An 18,777-nucleotide genomic window follows, 5' to 3' on the forward strand; every position below is an offset into this window, starting at 1 on the left:
TTGATGAATTTGAAGTTACTTTTATTCAATTATTTTAGTGTAATTTTATAAACAATTGCTGCATCTGCTTCTGCTGGCTTGTCTTTTGGTTGATTTACAACTAAACCTACTTTGGTATTTTTCCAATTAATTTTTTCAATACTTCCTAAAACTTCAACCTTTTTAATTTTTAAATGTTTTGCTTTATTTGAGAACGTTGTTAATGTGAGTTGTGATTTTTTATCATTCCAACCAAGTTGTATGGCATATACAATATTTCCATTTTGTGTATATCTTACATCTTCAGCATTTAAATCACCTAATCCTTCTTTAATAGCACCGTATTCGTTCCATACGTCCTTAGGGTCACGCTTTAAAACCGTGGTACCTTCACCATAAGCAACAAATGGTCTTGTGTTATAAATGGATTCACCATATAATTTCATCCAAGCACCAATTCCTTTCATAGCTTCAATTTGTTCCATAGGCATTGTTCCATCTGCCATAGGCCCTGCTGAAAGTAACATGACCCCATTTTTACTTACAACTTCAGCTAACATTCTAATGGCTATTTTGGGGTCAATTGCAGTACGTTTATTTTTATCGAAACACCATGCACTTCCTAATATAAAATCGGTTATCCATACGTCTGGAGTAATATCTTCCATTGTGGCTCTTTCAACATTTACTACAGATAATTCAGTAGGAAAAAAAGTTCCTTTTGTATTTACAACAACCTCTTTATTAAGTTCCTTTGCTTTGTTAAAATAATTTGCTAAAAACTGTTTTCGGTGCGATTCTTTTATAAAACGTTGCCCAAAATCCATCCAAATATAATCTGGACAAAATTCGTTAATAACTTCATCTAATTTAGCCAACCATAAATCATTGGCCTCATCATAATCCATATTACTATACAATTTTCTGTATTTCTCATCTTGAGGAACTTCAACAGAATCCTGTACTATATTATACTTACTAACTGGTCTTAAAAAAGTATTTTCTTGTTTTGGATAAAACACATTGTTAAACCCATGATGAAAAGTAGCCATAAATTTTAAACCTCTTTTTTTAGTTTCATCATTAATAGCTTTTACTATATTAATTCCTGGTCCCATATCAACCGAATTCCATTCATTTACTTTACTGTCCCATAATGAAAACCCATCGTGATGTTCAGCAATTGAACCAATAAATTTTGCTCCCATACCTTCAAACATATCAACCCATTCTTTTGCACTGAATTGAGGAGCTTTCCACAAGGGAATAAAATCGTGGTAATTAAAATTTTTACCATAATTTGCTTTATGGTTTTTATAAATTTCACTTCCCCAACCAACTCTATTAGGCACATACATCCAACGAGGATACCATTCACCTCCTTCGGCAGGAACAGAGTATACTCCCCAATGAAAATAGATACCTAATTTAGCATCCGCAAACCATTCTGGGGCAGCTTTGTGTTGCTTTAAGTTTTCCCAATCTGGCTTAAATTCTTGAGCAGATAGGGTGTTGTGATTGATGAAAAATACTACAAATGCGAATACTAAAAGGAATGATTGTTTTGTCATTTTTGTGCTTATAATTATTAACTTTATAAATATAAAAGATATCTAAATAAAAAAAAACATAGTTGTGATTAAAAATGCAATAAAAAACATATGATATAGAGTTTAAACCAAACATTAAAAAAAGATTAGCTTAATGTGGCTATTTTTGATTCATATTAATGAAATCCATAATTGCAAATGAATATTTTTAAAATCACAGTTTTAAGTTTTTTAGTTTTAGTAACTACGTATTCTCTCCAATCACAATCCATCTATTTTGGTCGCGTGGAAATGGTTGGGTTTTTGGGGGCTTAACTTTATTAATGGATGAATACAAGCCAGACTCAATACAATAAGAAGTTTTATAGTTTTCATTTTTTATTTATTACTGTGTTTTATTGGTTATATAATGCGATTTGTTGTTGCAAATAGATTAAAAATAGAAGGATTCTTCATAACTAAGCTGTATTTAATCCACAACTACTTTTTACTTATTTTTAGGGCAAATCCATGATCAGATGGAGCTTGTTCAGGCAATTCAACTTGTAAGCCTTCGTTATCAATTTTCCATTCAACTTTACCTTTGTACCCGATAAGAGAAACGGCTGTTATCATCTCTGCTGTAGAAGCTTTTATTCCAAGTGATTTAATTGTCACTTTTTTATCTTCAGGCCAGACAAATACTATGGCATATAGTGTTTTGTTATTTTTTGAACGTGTAAAACGCATATCTTGACTACTGTATTCAGTTTTGCTACTACCAAAAGTTTGATGACGTGGTGCTTTTTTTGTAGAAGGACCTTCACCACTTATTTTCCAAGGGCGGGTTGCATAAATTGCTTCCCCATTAATTTTTAACCAAGCACCAATTTCTTTAATAATTTTCAGTTCATCGGAGTCTAAAGTACCATCACCTCTAAGAGGAAGGTTAAGCATAAGATTCCCGTTTTTACTTACAATATCGGCAAGCATTGGAATTATTTCTGACGCCTGCTTGTACCTATGATGATAATACATTTGTCTGTTATAATGCCATGTGCCAATACATTCGTCCGTTTGCCATGCATCAGGTAATATATCGGGTGCATTGCTTTTTTCAATATCGAGCATAATGGCATCACGTTGTTCTTCATTCAACATTTTGGTATTCATTACAGCTTCGTTTTTTCCATTCCAGTGTGTATTTGTATTGTAAAAGTGGGAAGCTAGTTCTAGACCTATGGTTTGGTCTATTTCGTAAAAAGGAAGAATAAAGTCATCGAAGTAAATTTGGTCAGGTTTATAATCATCCCATAGTTGTTTCACTCTGTTTATGTATTTTGCGATATAGGCTGAATCGGGCGTAGCAACGCCTAAATTAGGATCCCAGCTCCATTCTACAATGTTACTCGGATTCGGTTTGTGGTTTTGTGCGTACAAATCTTGCGGATCGTAACCTTCCCACCATTTTCCTTTCCCATCGGCTTTTGTTAATTTCCCATCGTAAGGAATACCTTTATACGGACCTTCTGTATCAGCACCCTGGGCTGTTTCGTACCACGCCCATGCATGCGCCGAATGTACACTTACACCAAAACGCAAATCGAGTTTACGGGCAGCTTTGGACCATTCGCCAATAAGGTCTTTCTTTGGTCCCATATTTACAGAGTTCCAAGGCTGATATTTCGAGTTGTAGTTATCGAAATTATCATGATGATTAGCCATCGCCATAAAATAGCGAGCACCACAGTCCTTATAGAGAGTTAGTAGTGAATCGGCATTAAATTTTTCTGCTTTCCACTCATTGATTACATCTTTAAAACCAAATTCAGAAGGATGCCCATAGTGGTCTAAGTGATAACGATATTGTCTATTTGTTTCGGTACCAACGCTCCCTGTACTATCAGAAAAACGGTAACCCGCTGTTTTCTCTATATACATATTACGGGCATACCAATCGTCTGCTTCTGGCTCACATTGCGCACCCCAATGTGCCCATATTCCGAATTTGGCATCCCGAAACCACTCAGGAGACTCATATTGAGAGAGAGACTCCCAAGTTGGTTCAAAATAGACTGTTTTTTCTTCATTTATATTTTTTTGAGCTTGTAAATTATTGCAGAATAGAAATGCAATAATTAACTGGTTCAAAACTCTTCCTACTTTACTTCTTAGTATTATCATGTTCCTATTGTTTTTAATAATTTATTTCCCTTATTTAAACTCATAATTCAAAATTACAGCAATTCGCTTTTTATCGAAGATGGATATGATTCATTTAAAAATGGATATAGACCAAAATGACTTTTGCAACACCAACAAATAACCCACTAATTCACACTAGATTAAGTAGATAAATACTTATTGGTAAAAACAGAATATAAAATTAAATTTTATTGAGTAGAGAATAATTAGTAAAAGAACCCAAATTTTTATTAATTTGTTGTGGTTAATTTAAAGCATCCTAATCTGAAACAACTTCTTCTCATATCACATTTTTTAATGTTTGTAATGGCATTATATGCTCAAACACCAAGGTTAGATTATTTCGATATCTCTAATGGCTTATCACAAAATTATGTATTCAGTTTAGATATTGACAAACAAGGAAATATATGGGCTGGCACTTTAGATGGACTGAATCGGTTTGACGGGTATGACTTTAAAATATTTTACCCTTCAGCTAATACTTCGGCTAGTATTATGGGGAATATTGTAACCGCCTTGCATACCGATGCCAACGGTGATATTTGGATTTCTACCAGTAATGGGGGGCTCAATAAGTTTGATTCAAAACGTAAGACATTTCATCATTTTTACGATTCTTCAGTAATTAATTATTCAACCGAAGGTTATAATAATATTACTGTAACAGGTAACAACTATGTCTGGGTTCAGAGTTATGATAAAATAGGAGTATATAATAAAACAGCAAATACCTTTTGCAACTATCAGCCAAAATCTGTTTTGCGAGGTTTGTGTCCTTATAAACAGAATGGGGTTTTAAGCTATGGCGATCAAGGAGTAGAGGAACTTATGTATTCAGATGCCAATGTGCATGTTTTGAAACGGATGATATCTGAACCTGTATTTTGGATGGAAAACATAGATGGGTTTTATTACGTAGTGCTAAAAGAGGGGATTATACAACTTGATTCATCTTTTCAAGTTGTAGATACAATATTTCCCTTTAAACAAATTGAAAAATATTTTGATGCAAATCAAATAAGGGCTGTGGCTATTTCTAAAACCAATATATGGATAGGAACAACCGTTGGTTTATATAAGTTTCCTCTAAAAGAGATTCAAGATGAGGCCTTAATGAAGCAGAATACCTTGGAAAATAAGCACTTTATAAATGATGATTATATATCGAGGCTAAAATTTGATAAAGCTGGAAATCTGTGGATAGGAACTGCAAAAAAAGGAATTGCCGTTTACAACAAGCAGAAAAACCTTTTCAATAGGATTGATTTTGAGAAAGAGACTATAGGAGATTATGACAAAGGCGCAATCTTCTCTTTGTGCAAAACCCGTTCAGGAGATTTATGGATTAGTAAAGATGAAAATGGCTTAACGGTTTTAAAGCAAGATGGTAGTACCAAATTTTATACTCATTATACGGACAAAAATGGAAGGTCTCAAACATTAAAATCGGTACGTTGTATTTTTGAAGATTCCCAAAATAATATTTGGTTGGGGACTTTAAATAATGTCTGTCGCTATAATAAGAACTTAGACAGGATAGAAACATTGAATTATAAATATGTTTGGGACTGGCCGTATCAGTGCTATGTTATTAAGGAGTTTAATGACGGAGAAGTAACTATTACCGGAGACAATAAGATTGCAACTTGTAATTTAAATACTGGTAAATTGATTTTTTTGCCAAACAATCATAATGGGATTACACTTTGGTCAGCAATTAGAGATATTAAACGTGACAAGTACAATAATTTATGGGTTGCTCAAAATAATTATGGGTTGGTGAAAATTTCACACAACCCTTTGTGCTTTAAGCGTATTTTGAAATCGAATGGAGGGTTAAGTGATAATAAAGTTTTTTCAATGGAAACTCAAGGAGACTCTTTATGGTTAGCTACCGTTGCAGGTGTTGATCTGCTTAATATTAAAACCGATTCAGTTTTCAAAAGCTATTCTCAAAAAGATGGATTAAGCAGTAATGTTGTTTACACAGTTCATCTTGATGAAACAGACAATATATGGATGAGTACCAAAAAAGGTGTTTGTAGGCTTAATACTAAAACTGATAAAATTACTTCATATCTTCATAATGAGTTTTACTCCGACGATGCTTATTTTTACAATCATGATAATACAATATATTATAGTGAATATTCAGGGATAACATGGTTTAACCCAAAAGAGATCAGCGAATATGATATTCACACAAAACCTGCAATTGACAATTTCTCACTCTTTAACCAAACCATTAATGTTGGAGATACTATTAATAGTGAAGTTATACTAAAAGATAATTTTGAATCTATTGATTACATTTCTTTAAATTATAAACAGAATACATTTTCCTTCTCTTTTAATGCCTACCCTTTTGAAATACCCAATAACAATAAGTTTAGATATCGCTTAGTAGGAATAGAGAATGACTGGATTTATCCTAAAGTCGGAATCAGAACTGCCTACTATACAACCATTAGTCCTGGGCAATATATCTTTCAAATTCAAGTATCATCTATTGAAAACGAATGGAGTGATGCCGCTCAAGTAAAAATTGTAATTAAACCTCCATTTTGGCAAACCATTTGGTTTAAGGTACTATTTGTATTGACTATTCTATTATTATTCGCGGTGTTTTTTCGAGTGCGTTTAGCTCGAATAAAACGGAGCAAATTAATTTTAGAGAAAAGGGTAAAGTATCAAACAAAAGAACTTAAAGAACAGAATGTCCAAATAGTAGAAATCTCTAAAAAGCTACACGAATCAGATCAAGCAAAGCTCCAGTTTTTTACAAATATATCGCATGAGTTCCGCACTCCAATTACGCTTATTCTTGGGCATCTTGATAATGTTGCAAAGCTCTCTAATAGTAAAGAAGTGGCAATCATTAAAAACAATGTTAATAAACTTCTAAAGATGGTAAATCAACTTATTGAGGTTCGGAAAATGGATCAAGGGAAATTAAAATTAAACGTAAGCCTATTTGATATTGTTGAGTTTACAAAAGACATAACAGCCAACTTTAATGTTTTAGCTCAACAAAAAGAGCTTAATCTTGACTTTTACACTTCACTTAAAAAGCAGAAGGTGTGGCTAGACAAAAACAAAACAGAACAAATATTATACAACCTTATCTCCAATGCCATTAAATATACTCCAAATGGGCAAAATATAATTATTGAGATTAAAACCGAGGAAAAAAAATTAGTAATTAAAGTTGAAAACTACGGCGTTGGAATACCAACAGATCAACTAGATAAGATATTTGACAGATTTTATAGATTAAAGAATCACAAGGCAATCGGAGACGGTATTGGCCTTGCCCTAGTAAAGGGATTAGTTGAATTGCAAAAGGGCGAAATTACGGCTCAAAGTGACGGCAAAGAATTAACATCGTTTATTCTTAATTTTGGCTTGGGAAAAGAGCAGTTTTCAGAAGAGGATTTTGGAGAAAATGAAATTGCCCAACAACTGCCTATATATCCAAAGGTATCAAATACTAATGAAGCGAATTTCGAAGTTGGACAGAAGCTTCTATTGGTTGAAGATAATATTGAGCTTACTGAATATATTACTAATTTGTTAAAACCACATTTTGCAATTAAAACCGCAACAAATGGAAAAATGGCATTAGATATTCTAGAAGAATACATACCCGATCTGATTATTTCCGATGTTATGATGCCAGTAATGAATGGTATGGAATTCTGCGAAAAATTGAAATCTAAAATATTAACCTCGCATATTCCTATTATTCTTTTGACTGCTAAAACTGATTCAGAAACTCAAATTGAGGGTTTTAGAAAAGGTATTGACGACTACATTGAAAAACCATTTAACCCCGATATTTTACTTGCAAGAATAAATGCTATTCTTACCAGAAGAGAACAGTTGAAATCACAAATTATTGAGGCTCCAATAATTGAAATCACAGCGCAAAGTTCCTACTCAAAAAGAGATAAAGAGTTCTGGGAAAATTTAAATCAGATACTTGAAGACAACTATTCGAATGTAGAATTCAATGTTGATGAGTTAGGCCGATTATTAAACATGAGCAAGTCAACTTTCTATCGCAAGTTTACGGGGCTAACAGGTCAGAGTACCTCGAATTATTTGCGTAAATTTAGGTTAAGAAAAGCTACAGGGTTACTTTACGATGACCGGTTAGATATTGCAGAGGTTTGCCTTCGCTCAGGTTTTAATAGCTTAACTCAATTTCGTGTAAACTTTAAGGAAGAGTATGGAATTACTCCTTTGGCATATAGAAAAAGGGTTTTAAAGTAAAATGATAGTTGTGTGCAAGTGTTTTTCAGGAATTTTGGAACCATACTGAATGAGATGTATCCGTACTTATTGCTAGTTTTTTTCTTGCAGGTTTGTTTCGCTTTTTTATTACTAGGATTGTCATTTGCGTTCATAAGAACTCTCGCAGCATTAATTGCCGGAGTTAGATAGAATCTGAAAGTGTATAAACTCAAATATTTGCATCAAAAGTTATATAAATCAATTTTCATATATTTTGCCATTTTTTTGTTCAAAAGAATGATGAAAACGCTTGGTGAAAAATGCACTCTTTTGCAAATTTTGGTCTGTGCGTAAGCTTGTGCGATTTGCAAATGTGTGCAATGTGTGTGTGGCTTCTCCAACTGTCCCGAAGGGCAGAAGCGCGCAGGCAAAAACTATTTTTTCTTTGAACCAAACTTCAATCAATGAGCTAATAATTTCTATTCGTTTTTTCAAAATTTATATTCAGGTAATTACTATGATAGTCGGTCTCCCAGCCTGTCTTGTCCTGAAATATGGCTACAGGTTAAAATTGAATTTACGCTGTTAATTTGTATACCATATTTGGTGTTTTAAAGTCTAAAGATAAATGTAATCTTATTTCGTTGTATAAATTAATTGCATTTTTTGTGGCTCTTTTCGCGTGCGCTATATTTGTAAAGGTTTGATCGAGATAAAATTCATCTTTAAGAATCCCGTTAACCCTTTCTGCCATTGCGTTTTCATAGCAATGATTTTCTTCTGTCATACTAATATCTATCTTATTTCTTTTCAGGATTTGCGTGTATACATTGCTACAATATTGTATACCCCTATCGGAATGATGTATGAGTCCATTAATGCTTTTAGCTTGATAAATAGCTTTATTAAGCGCTCTCACGCATCCGTTTAGTTCTAAGCTATCACTCAGGTCATAACCAACAATCTTTCTGGAATGCATGTCCGTAATGAGTGCTAGGTAACAAAAGCCTTTTACCGTTCGGATATATGTTATGTCAGATACCCAAACTTGGTTAGGCCTTGTAACTTGAACATCTTTAATGATGTTTTTATACTTGTAGAACCTGTGCAAAGAGTTTGTAGTTCTGGAACTATATTTCTTTCTGAGTGTAAGCATTTGATGTTTCCTAAGGACGTTAAACAGTGTGTCTCTACCGACTTTAAGGTAGGCCTTGGTAAACTCATTATCTAATGATTTTACAAGTTTACGCACGCCTTCTCTAGGTAGGGATTTGCGTCTTTTCTTTATTATCTCAATAATCTGCTGTTCTATTTTTAAACGCTTATCAGCTCTGTTTTTATACTTATAATAAGCATTGCGTTTATGTCCGAAACAATGGGTTATGGTCGTTAAAGAAGCAAATCCCTTAGCTTTTTCCTTGGCTTTAATCAGGGCTTTATACTTAACTTTTTTTTTAGTTCGGCAACAGATTTATAGCCTAGATCTTCTGCAGCTACTTCCAGGTATGAATCCAATACCATGGCATCCAAATCCTTTTTTAAGAGTAGCTTTTTAAGCTGTTCAATCTCTTTTTGTAGTTCTTTAATTCGTGTTATCTCGTCTTTTGTTTCCACTTTTACTCTGGTGTTCATTAGGTCTTTACGGTTGTACTTTCTAATCCATTCATTAATGGTAGTGGGTGCAATACCATAGAGTTTACCTAATTGGTTTTTGTTTAGTTTACCCGTTGTAATTTCGTCTAAAATTTTCAGTTTGAAAGGTTCTGAATACCGTCTGATTACTTTGTCATTTCTATACATAATGTTTAAAATTATGTAGCCTTATTTCAGGACGGGTCATATTGCTTCACAACGGTTTTGTATATGATACGTTGCGTGGTTTAGCACGTAATTTAGCAAATAAAAACCGAATAGAAAATCCGCGAGGATTTTCGTAAGTAGGCTCTCACTAGCAATGGATTATATACGGCTTAAGTTAGCATTTTATAATAAAAGACTAAATTTAAGTATATAAATCAGAAAGAATAAAAGAGAGAATTAAGGTTAATATACACGGTGAAGCCAAGACTTCGACAACATTGATAATCCTCTCTCTTTTCTACTAACAATCACGTTCAGTTCTGTGAGACCTAGATCTCGATTTCAAGTTGTTGTGAGTAAAAGTAGGTTATTCTTTCATAAATCAGTTCTTATGAATAAATATAAGGAAATTTTTGGAGTTGACATCAGTAAAGACGTTTTTGATGTTTATGGAAGTACAAATGGTCATGATCAATTTAAAAATGATGAATTAGGGTTTAAAACCTTTTTAAAAAGTTTACCTAAAAACTCATTAGTTATTATGGAAGCAACAGGTTATTACCATTACAGATTAGCTCAGTTTTTATACAAACAAAGCATTTTTGTATCGGTGGTAAATCCTTTGTCTGTAAAGCGTTTTATCCAAATGAAATTATCTAAAGTAAAGACGGATAAAAGTGATGCAAAGGCTATCTGTGAATATGGAAGTATCAATGAAGTTCCATTGTATACGGCTCTTACTAATGTTCAGAGTGAGTGTTTACAGTTGTTTAGGTTATTAGATAGTGATATTAAAAAACGCACAGCGGTTAAGAATAAAATCCACGGAGAAGAAGTTTTAGGGATTCCCTCTAAGTGGGTTTATGGTTCATTAAAACGGACTAAAAAACATTTAGACAAAGAGATTTTAGGAATCGAAACAAAAGTACTATCATTAGTAAAACAAGACCAACAAGCACAGTTAACATTGCTAACTAGTATTCCAGGAATAGGATTGAAAACGGCATTGTTTTTAATTGTAATTACTGATGGATTTAAGAAATTTGAAACAGCTTCACAATTATGTAGTTATGTAGGAATTACTCCAACGATAAGAGTATCTGGGAGTAGTGTACGTGGAAGAAGTAGAATAAGTAAGGTTGGAAATAGGAAGTTACGCAACCTCTTGTTTCTCTGTGCTTTTACAGCTTGCAAGCATAATAAAGGATGTCGCGAGATTTATGAGCGAATTGTTAACAAGGGTAAGAGTAAGAAATTGGCTTTAATAGCGGTTTCAAATAAACTGATAAAACAGAGTTTTGCTATTGCAAAATCAGGTTTACCATATGACGAAACGTACGTTTCTGTTTTATCAAAATAAGTAGTATTTACATAAAAAATAAAAGCTCAAAATACGAATTCATAGCATTATGAGCCTAAAATAATAGTGCGTAAATTTAATGAAGAAAAGAGTTGTTTTTTAGCTCAGTTCTTTGTTGGCAACTGGCTTTTCATTTCAGTTAATCCCATATTTGAGGTCGGTCAATTCCAATTGTTCTTAAATAACTCAACATTTGTCCTGTGTGAACAGATTCGTGATATGCAATTCGATTCAGATAATCTCCAAGTTTTTTGCTTTGTCCCACTTCCTTTCTCTCAATCTTTACATTCTCTAAATCCAATTCGTTCAGTCTATTTATCATACTCAAAAAATCCGCTCGATAATTTTCGGCAAAATCCAGTTCGTTTTTCAAGTCTGAATATTTTAGTTCTTTCCAAGGTGATTTGTAATTTCCTAAATTCCCACGATTTTCTATAATTTTATGGAAAAGATGTTCACCCTCTAAAATGTGTCTTATCATTTCGATAATTGTGAACGCATTTTCGTCAGGTTTCCAATTCAGGTATTCATTAGGAATTCCGCTCCATAACTTTATACTCCGTCTTCTAATTTCGGAAAAGTTTAATAAAATAACTTCGGTTGAATTCATTGATTAAATTTTGTTTGTAGTTCGATTTTCTGCTTGTTGCCAACGGTTTTGGCTAGGCTTTGTGTGGACAGAAAATCGACAAGATTTTCGAACACGCAACTAAGCCGAAGCTTTTTGTTTGGTTTTGTTTCTTTGGTTATCACAAAGCCAAATCAACAAGATTTGGCGACTTAGTAAATATGCACTAAACTTTGAGCAAGCACCAAAAGCAGTATTAATTTTAGCCTGTGTTAGCTGAATTTTTACATCAATTTTTATTTTTCTAATATAGTCTTTAAATTTTGCACACCAATTTTAGCTCTTTTATTCATGATTTTTTTAAATATTGGCAACAATAGAGATGTAAATATCAAATTAGTATTTCTGCTTTGCATACACCAAGTTAAAGTTGTGGTATTAGAAGAATTTTCATGAAATTTTATAGTCATCTTATGGAATAATGGTGAAAAATCACCTTCAGTAATGAAGATTTTATTTTCTTCTGCTTTTACTACATTTAAAGAAATTTCACTCTCTCCTTTAAAAGGTACTATAACGGTTTCAATGTATTTTTTTCCAACAATTGCATGATTCAATGAATTATTAGATTCTATTTTTATAACTTTTGGAAACCACGATTTGAAGTTTTCCATGTTAGTTGTAAATTTATATACTTCTTTTACTGTTCTATTAATAGTTACTGTTTTTGAAGTCAATGTATTCATGAAAATTAAATTTTATGTATTTATTTATATACAAATTTAATTCTGAAGCTACATTAGCTATTAGACAATTGTCTAAAAATTAGTTTTGGCTCTTATTCGGCTAAGATGTCTTTGTGTAATGCCAAGATAGGAAGCTATATACTGAAGAGGAATTTGTTTAATATATTCGGGGTGTCTTTCAATCAAATTGGTATATCTATTTTCTGCTTTTTCTTTTTGATGTTCAAATACTCTTTTTTCAAGTGTCATGAAATATTTTTCTGCTGTTTGTTTTTGAAATAGAAGCCAATTTGTGTTTTCTTTAATTAGCTTATCCATTTGATTTTTTTGTATTACAAATAGCTCCGTATCACTTAATGCTTGTATATTGATACTTGATTTTTCTTGTGAAATATATGAAGAGAATGCTGTAATGAATGATTCAGGAAATGATAAACAATAAGTTATTTCGTTTCCTGAATTAGAATAGTAATATGAACGCAAAATCCCTGAATTTATAAACGCCATATTCTTACTTATTTGTCCTTCCTTAATAAAAAAATCTCCTTTTTTATATTTATGATAACTCCCAAATTGGATTACTTCATCTATTTCTGAATTTTTAAATATATTAAGAGAAGATAAGTATTCTTTAATCATAGTTTTTTGATAAATTTTTTTGTCAACCTATTTCAGGAAAGTACAGTCATTCAGCTTGTTGCCAACGGTCTTGTGTATGATTTCGTTGCGCGTTTCAGCAACTAATTTAGCAAATACAAACCGAATAGAAAATCTGCGAGGATTTTCGTAAGTAGGCGAGAACCAAGCAATGAATTATACACGGTGTTACCTGCTGGCTTTTTATTTGCTCATAAATTTCCCAATAATATCATTCGGCATAGTTGGTGACGAATCATCTTTTAAAAGCCCAGTTTCGGCTCGACTAAATAATGCTTGCATAATCAGTTGTTTTTCCTCTTTTTCTACTTTAGAATCTTTTAACAGCGATAGGTAGAAATAAGTCAAAGTATGTCTTTCCTCACAATCACGAGCCAAATGAAAAGAACTGAACATAACTTTTGTAACCGCTCTTATTGCAAATGCCATAAACGATATAAAGGTGATATAGATTATTGACCATCTAATTGCTGCACTTTTATCTCCATTAAAGAACGATTCATAAATTTGCTCTGGTGTTGTCCAAAGCAACTTGCCTAAAGAGAAAACAACAATTAGAACAAGTCCAACTAAAACTCCTAAAGCAATCCAACCTTGTTTCTTTAATTTTTCGCCTCTTTTTGACCAGTATAAAGCAGGTTCTTCAAGCTTTAGCTTTTCTTTATAAGTATCTTCGAGTTCTTTTAATCGTTCATCAGATTTGTTGCTAAATTCTTCAAATTCTCCTTTCGTATTTATAAACCAATCAGAGTATGTTTTTTCTTTATCTTCTTTAAATTCATCTAAAGAAGTACCAAATTCCTCATACTTCTCTGTACTGTTTTTTAGGTGTTCGACAAGTTCACTATCTAATTTTGGTAGACTATTTTGAAAATCATTTCTTAATTTAGACAGAGATGATTTTTCTTTGTTTCTTCTTTCAGTAATTAACGTTGAGTCTTTTAATGTAAACTCATACGCTAATAAATAACCATTAAAATTATCTTTAACAGCTATGTTTTGGTTTAGATTTCCAGTAAGATATGTATATGCTCCAATAAATGATTGGGTATGATTCTTATAGACGTCAATTAAAAATTCTGTCTCTGGGCAATCATAAGTGAAGTGAATTCCTGTATGGCTTTGAATTTGATTTTTTGGATTTCTAAAATGACTGTCTAAATTCGACTCATTTTCTTGACTTCCGTAAGAATTTATAAAACTTATTAGTTGGTTTTCTATAAATTCAAAATGCTTTTTTGATGCAAGTAATTCATTTGGTAAGTTTTCAGATAATTTTTCCCAACCTTTGATTTGTTGACTTACAAATCGGTGTATATGTCCGAAACCTTTAAAATCAAAACTCAAATTAAGATGAGTATACCTCAAGTTGATTTCAACTGAATTGAACCATTTTGTGTTTTTTGTTTCCGATAATATTTTTCTAAATTCAGTTTGCGTCATAGTTTTTCAGCTTGCAGGTAACAATGGGATATAGACAATTGTCTTTATCCACACTATATAGCTCTAAGATAGTAAATCTTTTATTTCCATAAACGATCTATTTGCAACATGTGTGTAAATTTCTGTCGTTTTGGTAGAACTATGTCCAAGTAATAGTTGAATATGTCTAATATCGGTTCCGTTTTCCAGTAAGTGAGTAGCAAAACTATGTCTCAACATGTGAGGTGTAACTTTTTTATGTATTCCAGCTTTTTTTGCTGCTGTCGAAATAATGTTTAAAACACTTGTAACACTATATTTGTCGCCCTTTTGACCTTCAAAAAGATACTTTTTTGGCCGGTATTCTTTGTAGTATTCTTGGAGGTCTTTTAAAATACTTGGACTTAAAACAGATATGCGGTCTTTATTTCCTTTTGCATTTTTAATTATTACAACCATTCTTTTACTGTCTATATCGGTAACATTTAGATTCAATAACTCACTTCTTCGAAGACCAGATGAATAAAGTAGTCCCACTATGCATTTATGCTTTATGTTATTGGTGTTGTTTATAATCTGAACAATTTCTTCTTTGGATATAACTTCAGGTAATTGTTTTTCTTTTCTTGGCCTTTCTATAGAATAAAACCTATTTGGCATGCCGTGAACAATTTCATAAAAGAATTTAATACTGTTAACAGTCAAATTAACATAAGAATTTGACTTTCCTTCTTGAATAAGTTTTTGCAAATATTTTCTAACATCAATTTCATTTAAATTTATCGGGTCAATGGCGTAATAATGGTTGATAAATGATTCGAAGCATGCTACATAGCTACGAACGGTATTGTCCGAATATCTTTTTAGTTCTAGTTTAAGTAAGTATTCTTCAGGGCAAGGTTTAAAGCCATCTTTTGTTTTTCTGTTTCTATAACGTTCTAAATTAAGAATAGGATTATCTTCATTTATTACTTTTTCGGTAAAGAAATAGTTACCATTTACCCAAGCTACCCCATGAAACGTTTTAAATATTAGTTCTAAATTACTTTTATTATTGGGAACATAGAACATCCCGAATTCTTGACTCCAAGAAATATTTGGAAGTGTATCAACAAGCGCTTGTATAACCTTGTTTGTGGTGAATTGAAGTCCAATACATTTTTTTTGCTCAATAAGTAAATGCTTCAAGGTGATGCTTTTCTGTAGTTCCATAATTTTTTTATTGACTAAATTAAAGTATATAAATGATTTAGTCGTACCTTATTCGAATAATGTTCGCATAGACATTCACTTAATATTTTTTGAAATGAGAATACAACAATATTGTAAGCATTGTAACAAAGAACTCCATGGTAGGACAGATAAAAAATACTGCAATCTGCACTGTAAAAGCGCGTTCCAATACCAGCAAGCACAGGAGCAACCAGAGCGATTTTATAATAGGGTAGACAACCAATTGAAGCTGAATAGAAGATTATTGAAGAATTTTAATAAGGCAGGAAAAGCTACGATCAGAACAGACCAACTCAATTCAGAAGGGTTTAATCCCAATTATTTTACGCATTATTGGAAAAACACTAAAGGAGATGTTTATTTATTTGTTTATGAATATGGATTTATAAAAAGAACGGAGAATACTATTGAAAAATACATTTTAATTCAGTGGCAGGATTATATGGAAAAATAGTTTCTTAATAGTCTAAAATTTCTTTTAAATATTCAGCACATTCCCCTGCATTTCGCGAAAAGCTACATTTCGGGAAAAGAGCTTCCTTAAAAAATCTTGGACACAATTCCAAAGTTTTAGATTTTCACTTTGCTTTTCCTGCCGAAGGAGGCTGGAACGCTCCGTTCCCAATATAAAACTTTGAAATAGCGTCCGCTTAATAGGAAAATGTATTTGCATTTTGTTCCACTTACTATGCTTTTGCATTTCACAAAGAATTTAGACCCACATCCCGAGCCAACACCGCTATACCTTTTTTTGACAGCAAAATAACAACATTCAGATTTGAACGACAGCATAACCAGGCTCCCTTCGTCTACGCTCAGGATAAACTCGCTCGCACTTTTTATATGTCTTAACAAAGCTGAATATTGAACAGCACCAAGCAACAAAAAGAAGGTAACAGCGTCGGCACTATAGGAAGTAAATCTCAAACGAATTTTATAAAATCTTACAAAATCAATAAAAAGGAAGCGGAACAAAAGTTAAACCTTCCTTTTGGCAGGCAGGAAAATAAAAAAAAGGAAAACGCTCTGGATATAATAAGTAAATCAATTTTAAAGCCTTTCTGAAGGGTTCAGATAGGCACATATAAATCTATAATTTCAGAGACCTAATTATTCGTCCCTTGTATGATATCTGACGTCCAAAAACTTGATTTCACCACTAATCATAAAATTTGCTTTCAAAACGAACCAATTGGGAACATTCCAAGTTTCCATTTTACAACCTAATCCCATAACTTTAAAAGAGCCGTCATGCAAAGAAAAGCAACTGATTTTTAAATCAGGTTGTTTGAAAATTTTGGTCCCTATGGGACAAAATATGGAGAAGCAAGAGGGTAACACGGCAAGCCGGTGTTACAGTTGATATTATTATTTAAACAATTGATAATCAATTTGTTAAAAAGGGCAAAAAATAATTAAAATAAAGGCTTTGCAGCAAAACGCTGTAAAGCCCCTGAAAACAGGCATTTATTTGCAGCAAAAAAATGGCAGAATATTCAAAATATAGCTTTTCTGGGATCAATGTAAAGAAAGAGGTTGCCATAAAATTTAGAAAATTCTCAAGACAGATCTCTGTATCCCACACACAGGCCCTGGAAGCCATGCTCCATTTTTTTGAACGGAACGATCTGGCACCAGATGACGATTTGGGGATCCATAACAACCGGACCAACAAGCGCATCAATGCCGTGATCGCCATTTTAAAGAATATAGAAAAGCACCAGACCAAGCCCACCGCCGAAATATTGCAGAGCCTTTTGTACGAAACGGCCAACATTGAAAAAGAGGAAGATTTTGATTTTGGGTCTCCAGTGTTGATTACAGAAAATGAGGAGTTGGCATTCTATAAAAAACAATATAAACTAATACAAGAAGAAAATATGGGTTTCAAAAATAAAATGACAAAATTATTGGACCAGGTTAATGTTGAAAAACGAAGTTTTGGAAAAGACTACTTGAAACTAAATCTGGACAAAATCGATTTCGATAATTTTAGAAAAAGCAACAATGTTTAACATGTCAAAAGGGTTCAAAATAGAAAAATGGAAATTAAACGAACATGACCAAAATAAATACAAGCAGTGTACCTGTGTCGTAACAAAATTGAGACAAGCAGTAGGACGCCTTGGACAAGCATTAGTGGGTATCAACAAACCAAATCAACCGTAGCGATGTTGCAAGCTCTTTTAGAATCGGTTGAACGAAATAAATAGAAATTGATACTAGAAAAAGATAATCCAAGTCAGCAAAATACAGTTCGCAGTTGTGAAAATAACATAGATGAAATTAAAAAAGATGAATTATGGAAAATGTAAATTATATTACACAGCTCAATAACGTTTTTGAACGGTTTCATAATGACCAAAGGATTAAACAGGGGCACATAACGCTCTACTTGGCATTCTTTCATAAATGGAATCGAAAGTTTTTCCAAAAGACCTTAACCATCAATAGGGAGCTCATTATGGAAAGAGCAAAAATAAAATCCAAAACAACCTATCACAATTATCTCAGGGATTTACATAATTGGGAATATTTGAGGTATTATCCTTCTTACCATCCAGCTATAGGTTCAAAGATTAACATGATCAAATTTAGTACAAGTACTGGTACACTGGAGGTTCAAAACTTGGCCGTCAGCGACCCAGAACCACGCCAAAATTTGGTACCTTTTTATAAACATAAAACAAAAGAAAACTTTAATAAACAGCATAATAAAATTTTTAATGAATTAGAAGTTCTTCTTTTTTTTAAAACTAATAATTGGCCGGAGATAGAAGGAAAAAAGTTTTATGCATATTACAGGTCAAAACATTGGGAAATAAATGAAAGTCAAAATATCAAAAACTGGCAAGAGATTGCTAAAAATTTTGTTCAAAACGGGTTTAAAATAAACCAACAAAAGCAGGTTAGTCCATTTTCTGGCTTTGTAGATAACCTGAACAAAAAAAGAGACCAGAAATACGGTCAGTAATATTAGACCTTACTTAAATTTTGTGCGAAGTATTGCTTTATCCACAAAAGACCTTATGGAACATT

The 18,777-nt window shown here is 32.6% G+C and carries 16 protein-coding genes; 6 read left to right on the top strand and 10 right to left on the bottom strand.

From position 1 onward, the window contains the following. Window positions 1-29 precede the first annotated feature (29 nt). The gene (locus tag WHD07_RS15490; protein WP_343329111.1) at window positions 30-1,550 is read right to left on the bottom strand and encodes an alpha-L-fucosidase; all 1,521 of its coding nucleotides are present in this window, start codon (window positions 1,548-1,550) and stop codon (window positions 30-32) included. A gap of 459 nt (window positions 1,551-2,009) precedes the next feature. After that, window positions 2,010-3,692, bottom strand: a complete 1,683-nt coding sequence (locus tag WHD07_RS15495; RefSeq protein WP_343329112.1) for an alpha-L-fucosidase — start codon at window positions 3,690-3,692, stop codon at window positions 2,010-2,012. Between the two features lie 327 nt (window positions 3,693-4,019). On the opposite strand from WHD07_RS15495, the gene WHD07_RS15500 reads away from it, so the two are divergent. Next, entirely contained in the window at window positions 4,020-7,991 is a 3,972-nt protein-coding gene (locus WHD07_RS15500; protein ID WP_343329113.1) for a hybrid sensor histidine kinase/response regulator transcription factor, read from the top strand. Window positions 7,992-8,210: 219 nt separating this feature from the next. Here WHD07_RS15500 and WHD07_RS15505 read toward each other — a convergent pair whose 3' ends face one another. From WHD07_RS15505 to WHD07_RS15515, 3 genes are all read right to left on the bottom strand, one after another. Then, window positions 8,211-8,447 carry a hypothetical protein gene (locus WHD07_RS15505; protein ID WP_343329114.1) on the bottom strand — a complete coding sequence of 79 codons (237 nt, stop codon included), beginning with the start codon at window positions 8,445-8,447 and terminating at the stop codon, window positions 8,211-8,213. Between the two features lie 82 nt (window positions 8,448-8,529). Then, the gene (locus WHD07_RS15510; RefSeq protein WP_343331019.1) at window positions 8,530-9,423 is read right to left on the bottom strand and encodes an IS3 family transposase; all 894 of its coding nucleotides are present in this window, start codon (window positions 9,421-9,423) and stop codon (window positions 8,530-8,532) included. Then, window positions 9,381-9,752 carry a transposase gene (locus tag WHD07_RS15515; protein ID WP_343329115.1) on the bottom strand — a complete coding sequence of 124 codons (372 nt, stop codon included), beginning with the start codon at window positions 9,750-9,752 and terminating at the stop codon, window positions 9,381-9,383. Before WHD07_RS15515 ends, WHD07_RS15510 begins: the two co-directional genes overlap by 43 nt. A 391-nt stretch (window positions 9,753-10,143) precedes the next feature. On the opposite strand from WHD07_RS15515, the gene WHD07_RS15520 reads away from it, so the two are divergent. Then, window positions 10,144-11,112 (top strand): IS110 family transposase, encoded by a 969-nt coding sequence (locus WHD07_RS15520; RefSeq protein WP_343328560.1) that lies wholly within the window; start codon window positions 10,144-10,146, stop codon window positions 11,110-11,112. Window positions 11,113-11,251: 139 nt separating this feature from the next. Here the strand turns inward: WHD07_RS15520 and WHD07_RS15525 are convergent, their stop codons facing one another. The 5 genes from WHD07_RS15525 to xerA all read right to left on the bottom strand — a co-directional run bounded on the left by WHD07_RS15525 (window position 11,252) and on the right by xerA (window position 15,717). Then, a complete protein-coding gene (locus tag WHD07_RS15525; protein ID WP_093145577.1) occupies window positions 11,252-11,722 on the bottom strand; it encodes a DinB family protein in 471 nt (156 codons plus the stop codon). Window positions 11,723-11,976: 254 nt separating this feature from the next. Next, window positions 11,977-12,426: an SRPBCC family protein gene (locus WHD07_RS15530; protein WP_343329116.1), complete on the bottom strand. Its 450-nt coding sequence runs from the start codon at window positions 12,424-12,426 to the stop codon at window positions 11,977-11,979. 72 nt (window positions 12,427-12,498) lie between these two features. Further along, window positions 12,499-13,065: a cyclic nucleotide-binding domain-containing protein gene (locus tag WHD07_RS15535; protein WP_155597336.1), complete on the bottom strand. Its 567-nt coding sequence runs from the start codon at window positions 13,063-13,065 to the stop codon at window positions 12,499-12,501. Window positions 13,066-13,266: 201 nt separating this feature from the next. Further along, window positions 13,267-14,526, bottom strand: a complete 1,260-nt coding sequence (locus tag WHD07_RS15540) for a DUF6161 domain-containing protein (protein ID WP_092134986.1) — start codon at window positions 14,524-14,526, stop codon at window positions 13,267-13,269. Window positions 14,527-14,589: 63 nt separating this feature from the next. Beyond that, complete coding sequence (xerA, locus tag WHD07_RS15545; protein ID WP_343329117.1) at window positions 14,590-15,717, bottom strand: site-specific tyrosine recombinase/integron integrase; 1,128 nt, start codon at window positions 15,715-15,717, stop codon at window positions 14,590-14,592. 265 nt (window positions 15,718-15,982) lie between these two features. Here xerA and WHD07_RS15550 point away from each other — a divergent pair, with 265 nt between their 5' ends. From WHD07_RS15550 to WHD07_RS15565, 4 genes are all read left to right on the top strand, one after another. Beyond that, a complete protein-coding gene (locus tag WHD07_RS15550) occupies window positions 15,983-16,192 on the top strand; it encodes a hypothetical protein (RefSeq protein ID WP_343329118.1) in 210 nt (69 codons plus the stop codon). 410 nt (window positions 16,193-16,602) lie between these two features. Continuing rightward, window positions 16,603-16,803 (top strand): hypothetical protein, encoded by a 201-nt coding sequence (locus WHD07_RS15555; RefSeq protein WP_343329119.1) that lies wholly within the window; start codon window positions 16,603-16,605, stop codon window positions 16,801-16,803. A gap of 419 nt (window positions 16,804-17,222) precedes the next feature. Next, window positions 17,223-17,753, top strand: a complete 531-nt coding sequence (locus tag WHD07_RS15560; RefSeq protein ID WP_343329120.1) for a BfmA/BtgA family mobilization protein — start codon at window positions 17,223-17,225, stop codon at window positions 17,751-17,753. 287 nt (window positions 17,754-18,040) lie between these two features. Beyond that, window positions 18,041-18,712 carry a hypothetical protein gene (locus WHD07_RS15565; protein ID WP_343329121.1) on the top strand — a complete coding sequence of 224 codons (672 nt, stop codon included), beginning with the start codon at window positions 18,041-18,043 and terminating at the stop codon, window positions 18,710-18,712. Window positions 18,713-18,777: the final 65 nt, after the last annotated feature.

The sequence above is a fragment of the Polaribacter staleyi genome, assembly GCF_038024045.1.
In the GTDB taxonomy this organism is placed as follows: domain Bacteria; phylum Bacteroidota; class Bacteroidia; order Flavobacteriales; family Flavobacteriaceae; genus Polaribacter; species Polaribacter butkevichii.

Coding starts and splice junctions, on each gene's coding strand:
- WHD07_RS15490 (WP_343329111.1), bottom strand. CDS start 1,550: ATGACAAAACAATCATTCCTTTTAGTATTCGCATTTGTAGTATTTTTC.
- WHD07_RS15495 (WP_343329112.1), bottom strand. CDS start 3,692: ATGATAATACTAAGAAGTAAAGTAGGAAGAGTTTTGAACCAGTTAATT.
- WHD07_RS15500 (WP_343329113.1), top strand. CDS start 4,020: ATGGCATTATATGCTCAAACACCAAGGTTAGATTATTTCGATATCTCT.
- WHD07_RS15515 (WP_343329115.1), bottom strand. CDS start 9,752: ATGTATAGAAATGACAAAGTAATCAGACGGTATTCAGAACCTTTCAAA.
- WHD07_RS15520 (WP_343328560.1), top strand. CDS start 10,144: ATGAATAAATATAAGGAAATTTTTGGAGTTGACATCAGTAAAGACGTT.
- WHD07_RS15525 (WP_093145577.1), bottom strand. CDS start 11,722: ATGAATTCAACCGAAGTTATTTTATTAAACTTTTCCGAAATTAGAAGA.
- WHD07_RS15530 (WP_343329116.1), bottom strand. CDS start 12,426: ATGAATACATTGACTTCAAAAACAGTAACTATTAATAGAACAGTAAAA.
- WHD07_RS15535 (WP_155597336.1), bottom strand. CDS start 13,065: ATGATTAAAGAATACTTATCTTCTCTTAATATATTTAAAAATTCAGAA.
- WHD07_RS15540 (WP_092134986.1), bottom strand. CDS start 14,526: ATGACGCAAACTGAATTTAGAAAAATATTATCGGAAACAAAAAACACA.
- xerA (WP_343329117.1), bottom strand. CDS start 15,717: ATGGAACTACAGAAAAGCATCACCTTGAAGCATTTACTTATTGAGCAA.
- WHD07_RS15560 (WP_343329120.1), top strand. CDS start 17,223: ATGGCAGAATATTCAAAATATAGCTTTTCTGGGATCAATGTAAAGAAA.
- WHD07_RS15565 (WP_343329121.1), top strand. CDS start 18,041: ATGGAAAATGTAAATTATATTACACAGCTCAATAACGTTTTTGAACGG.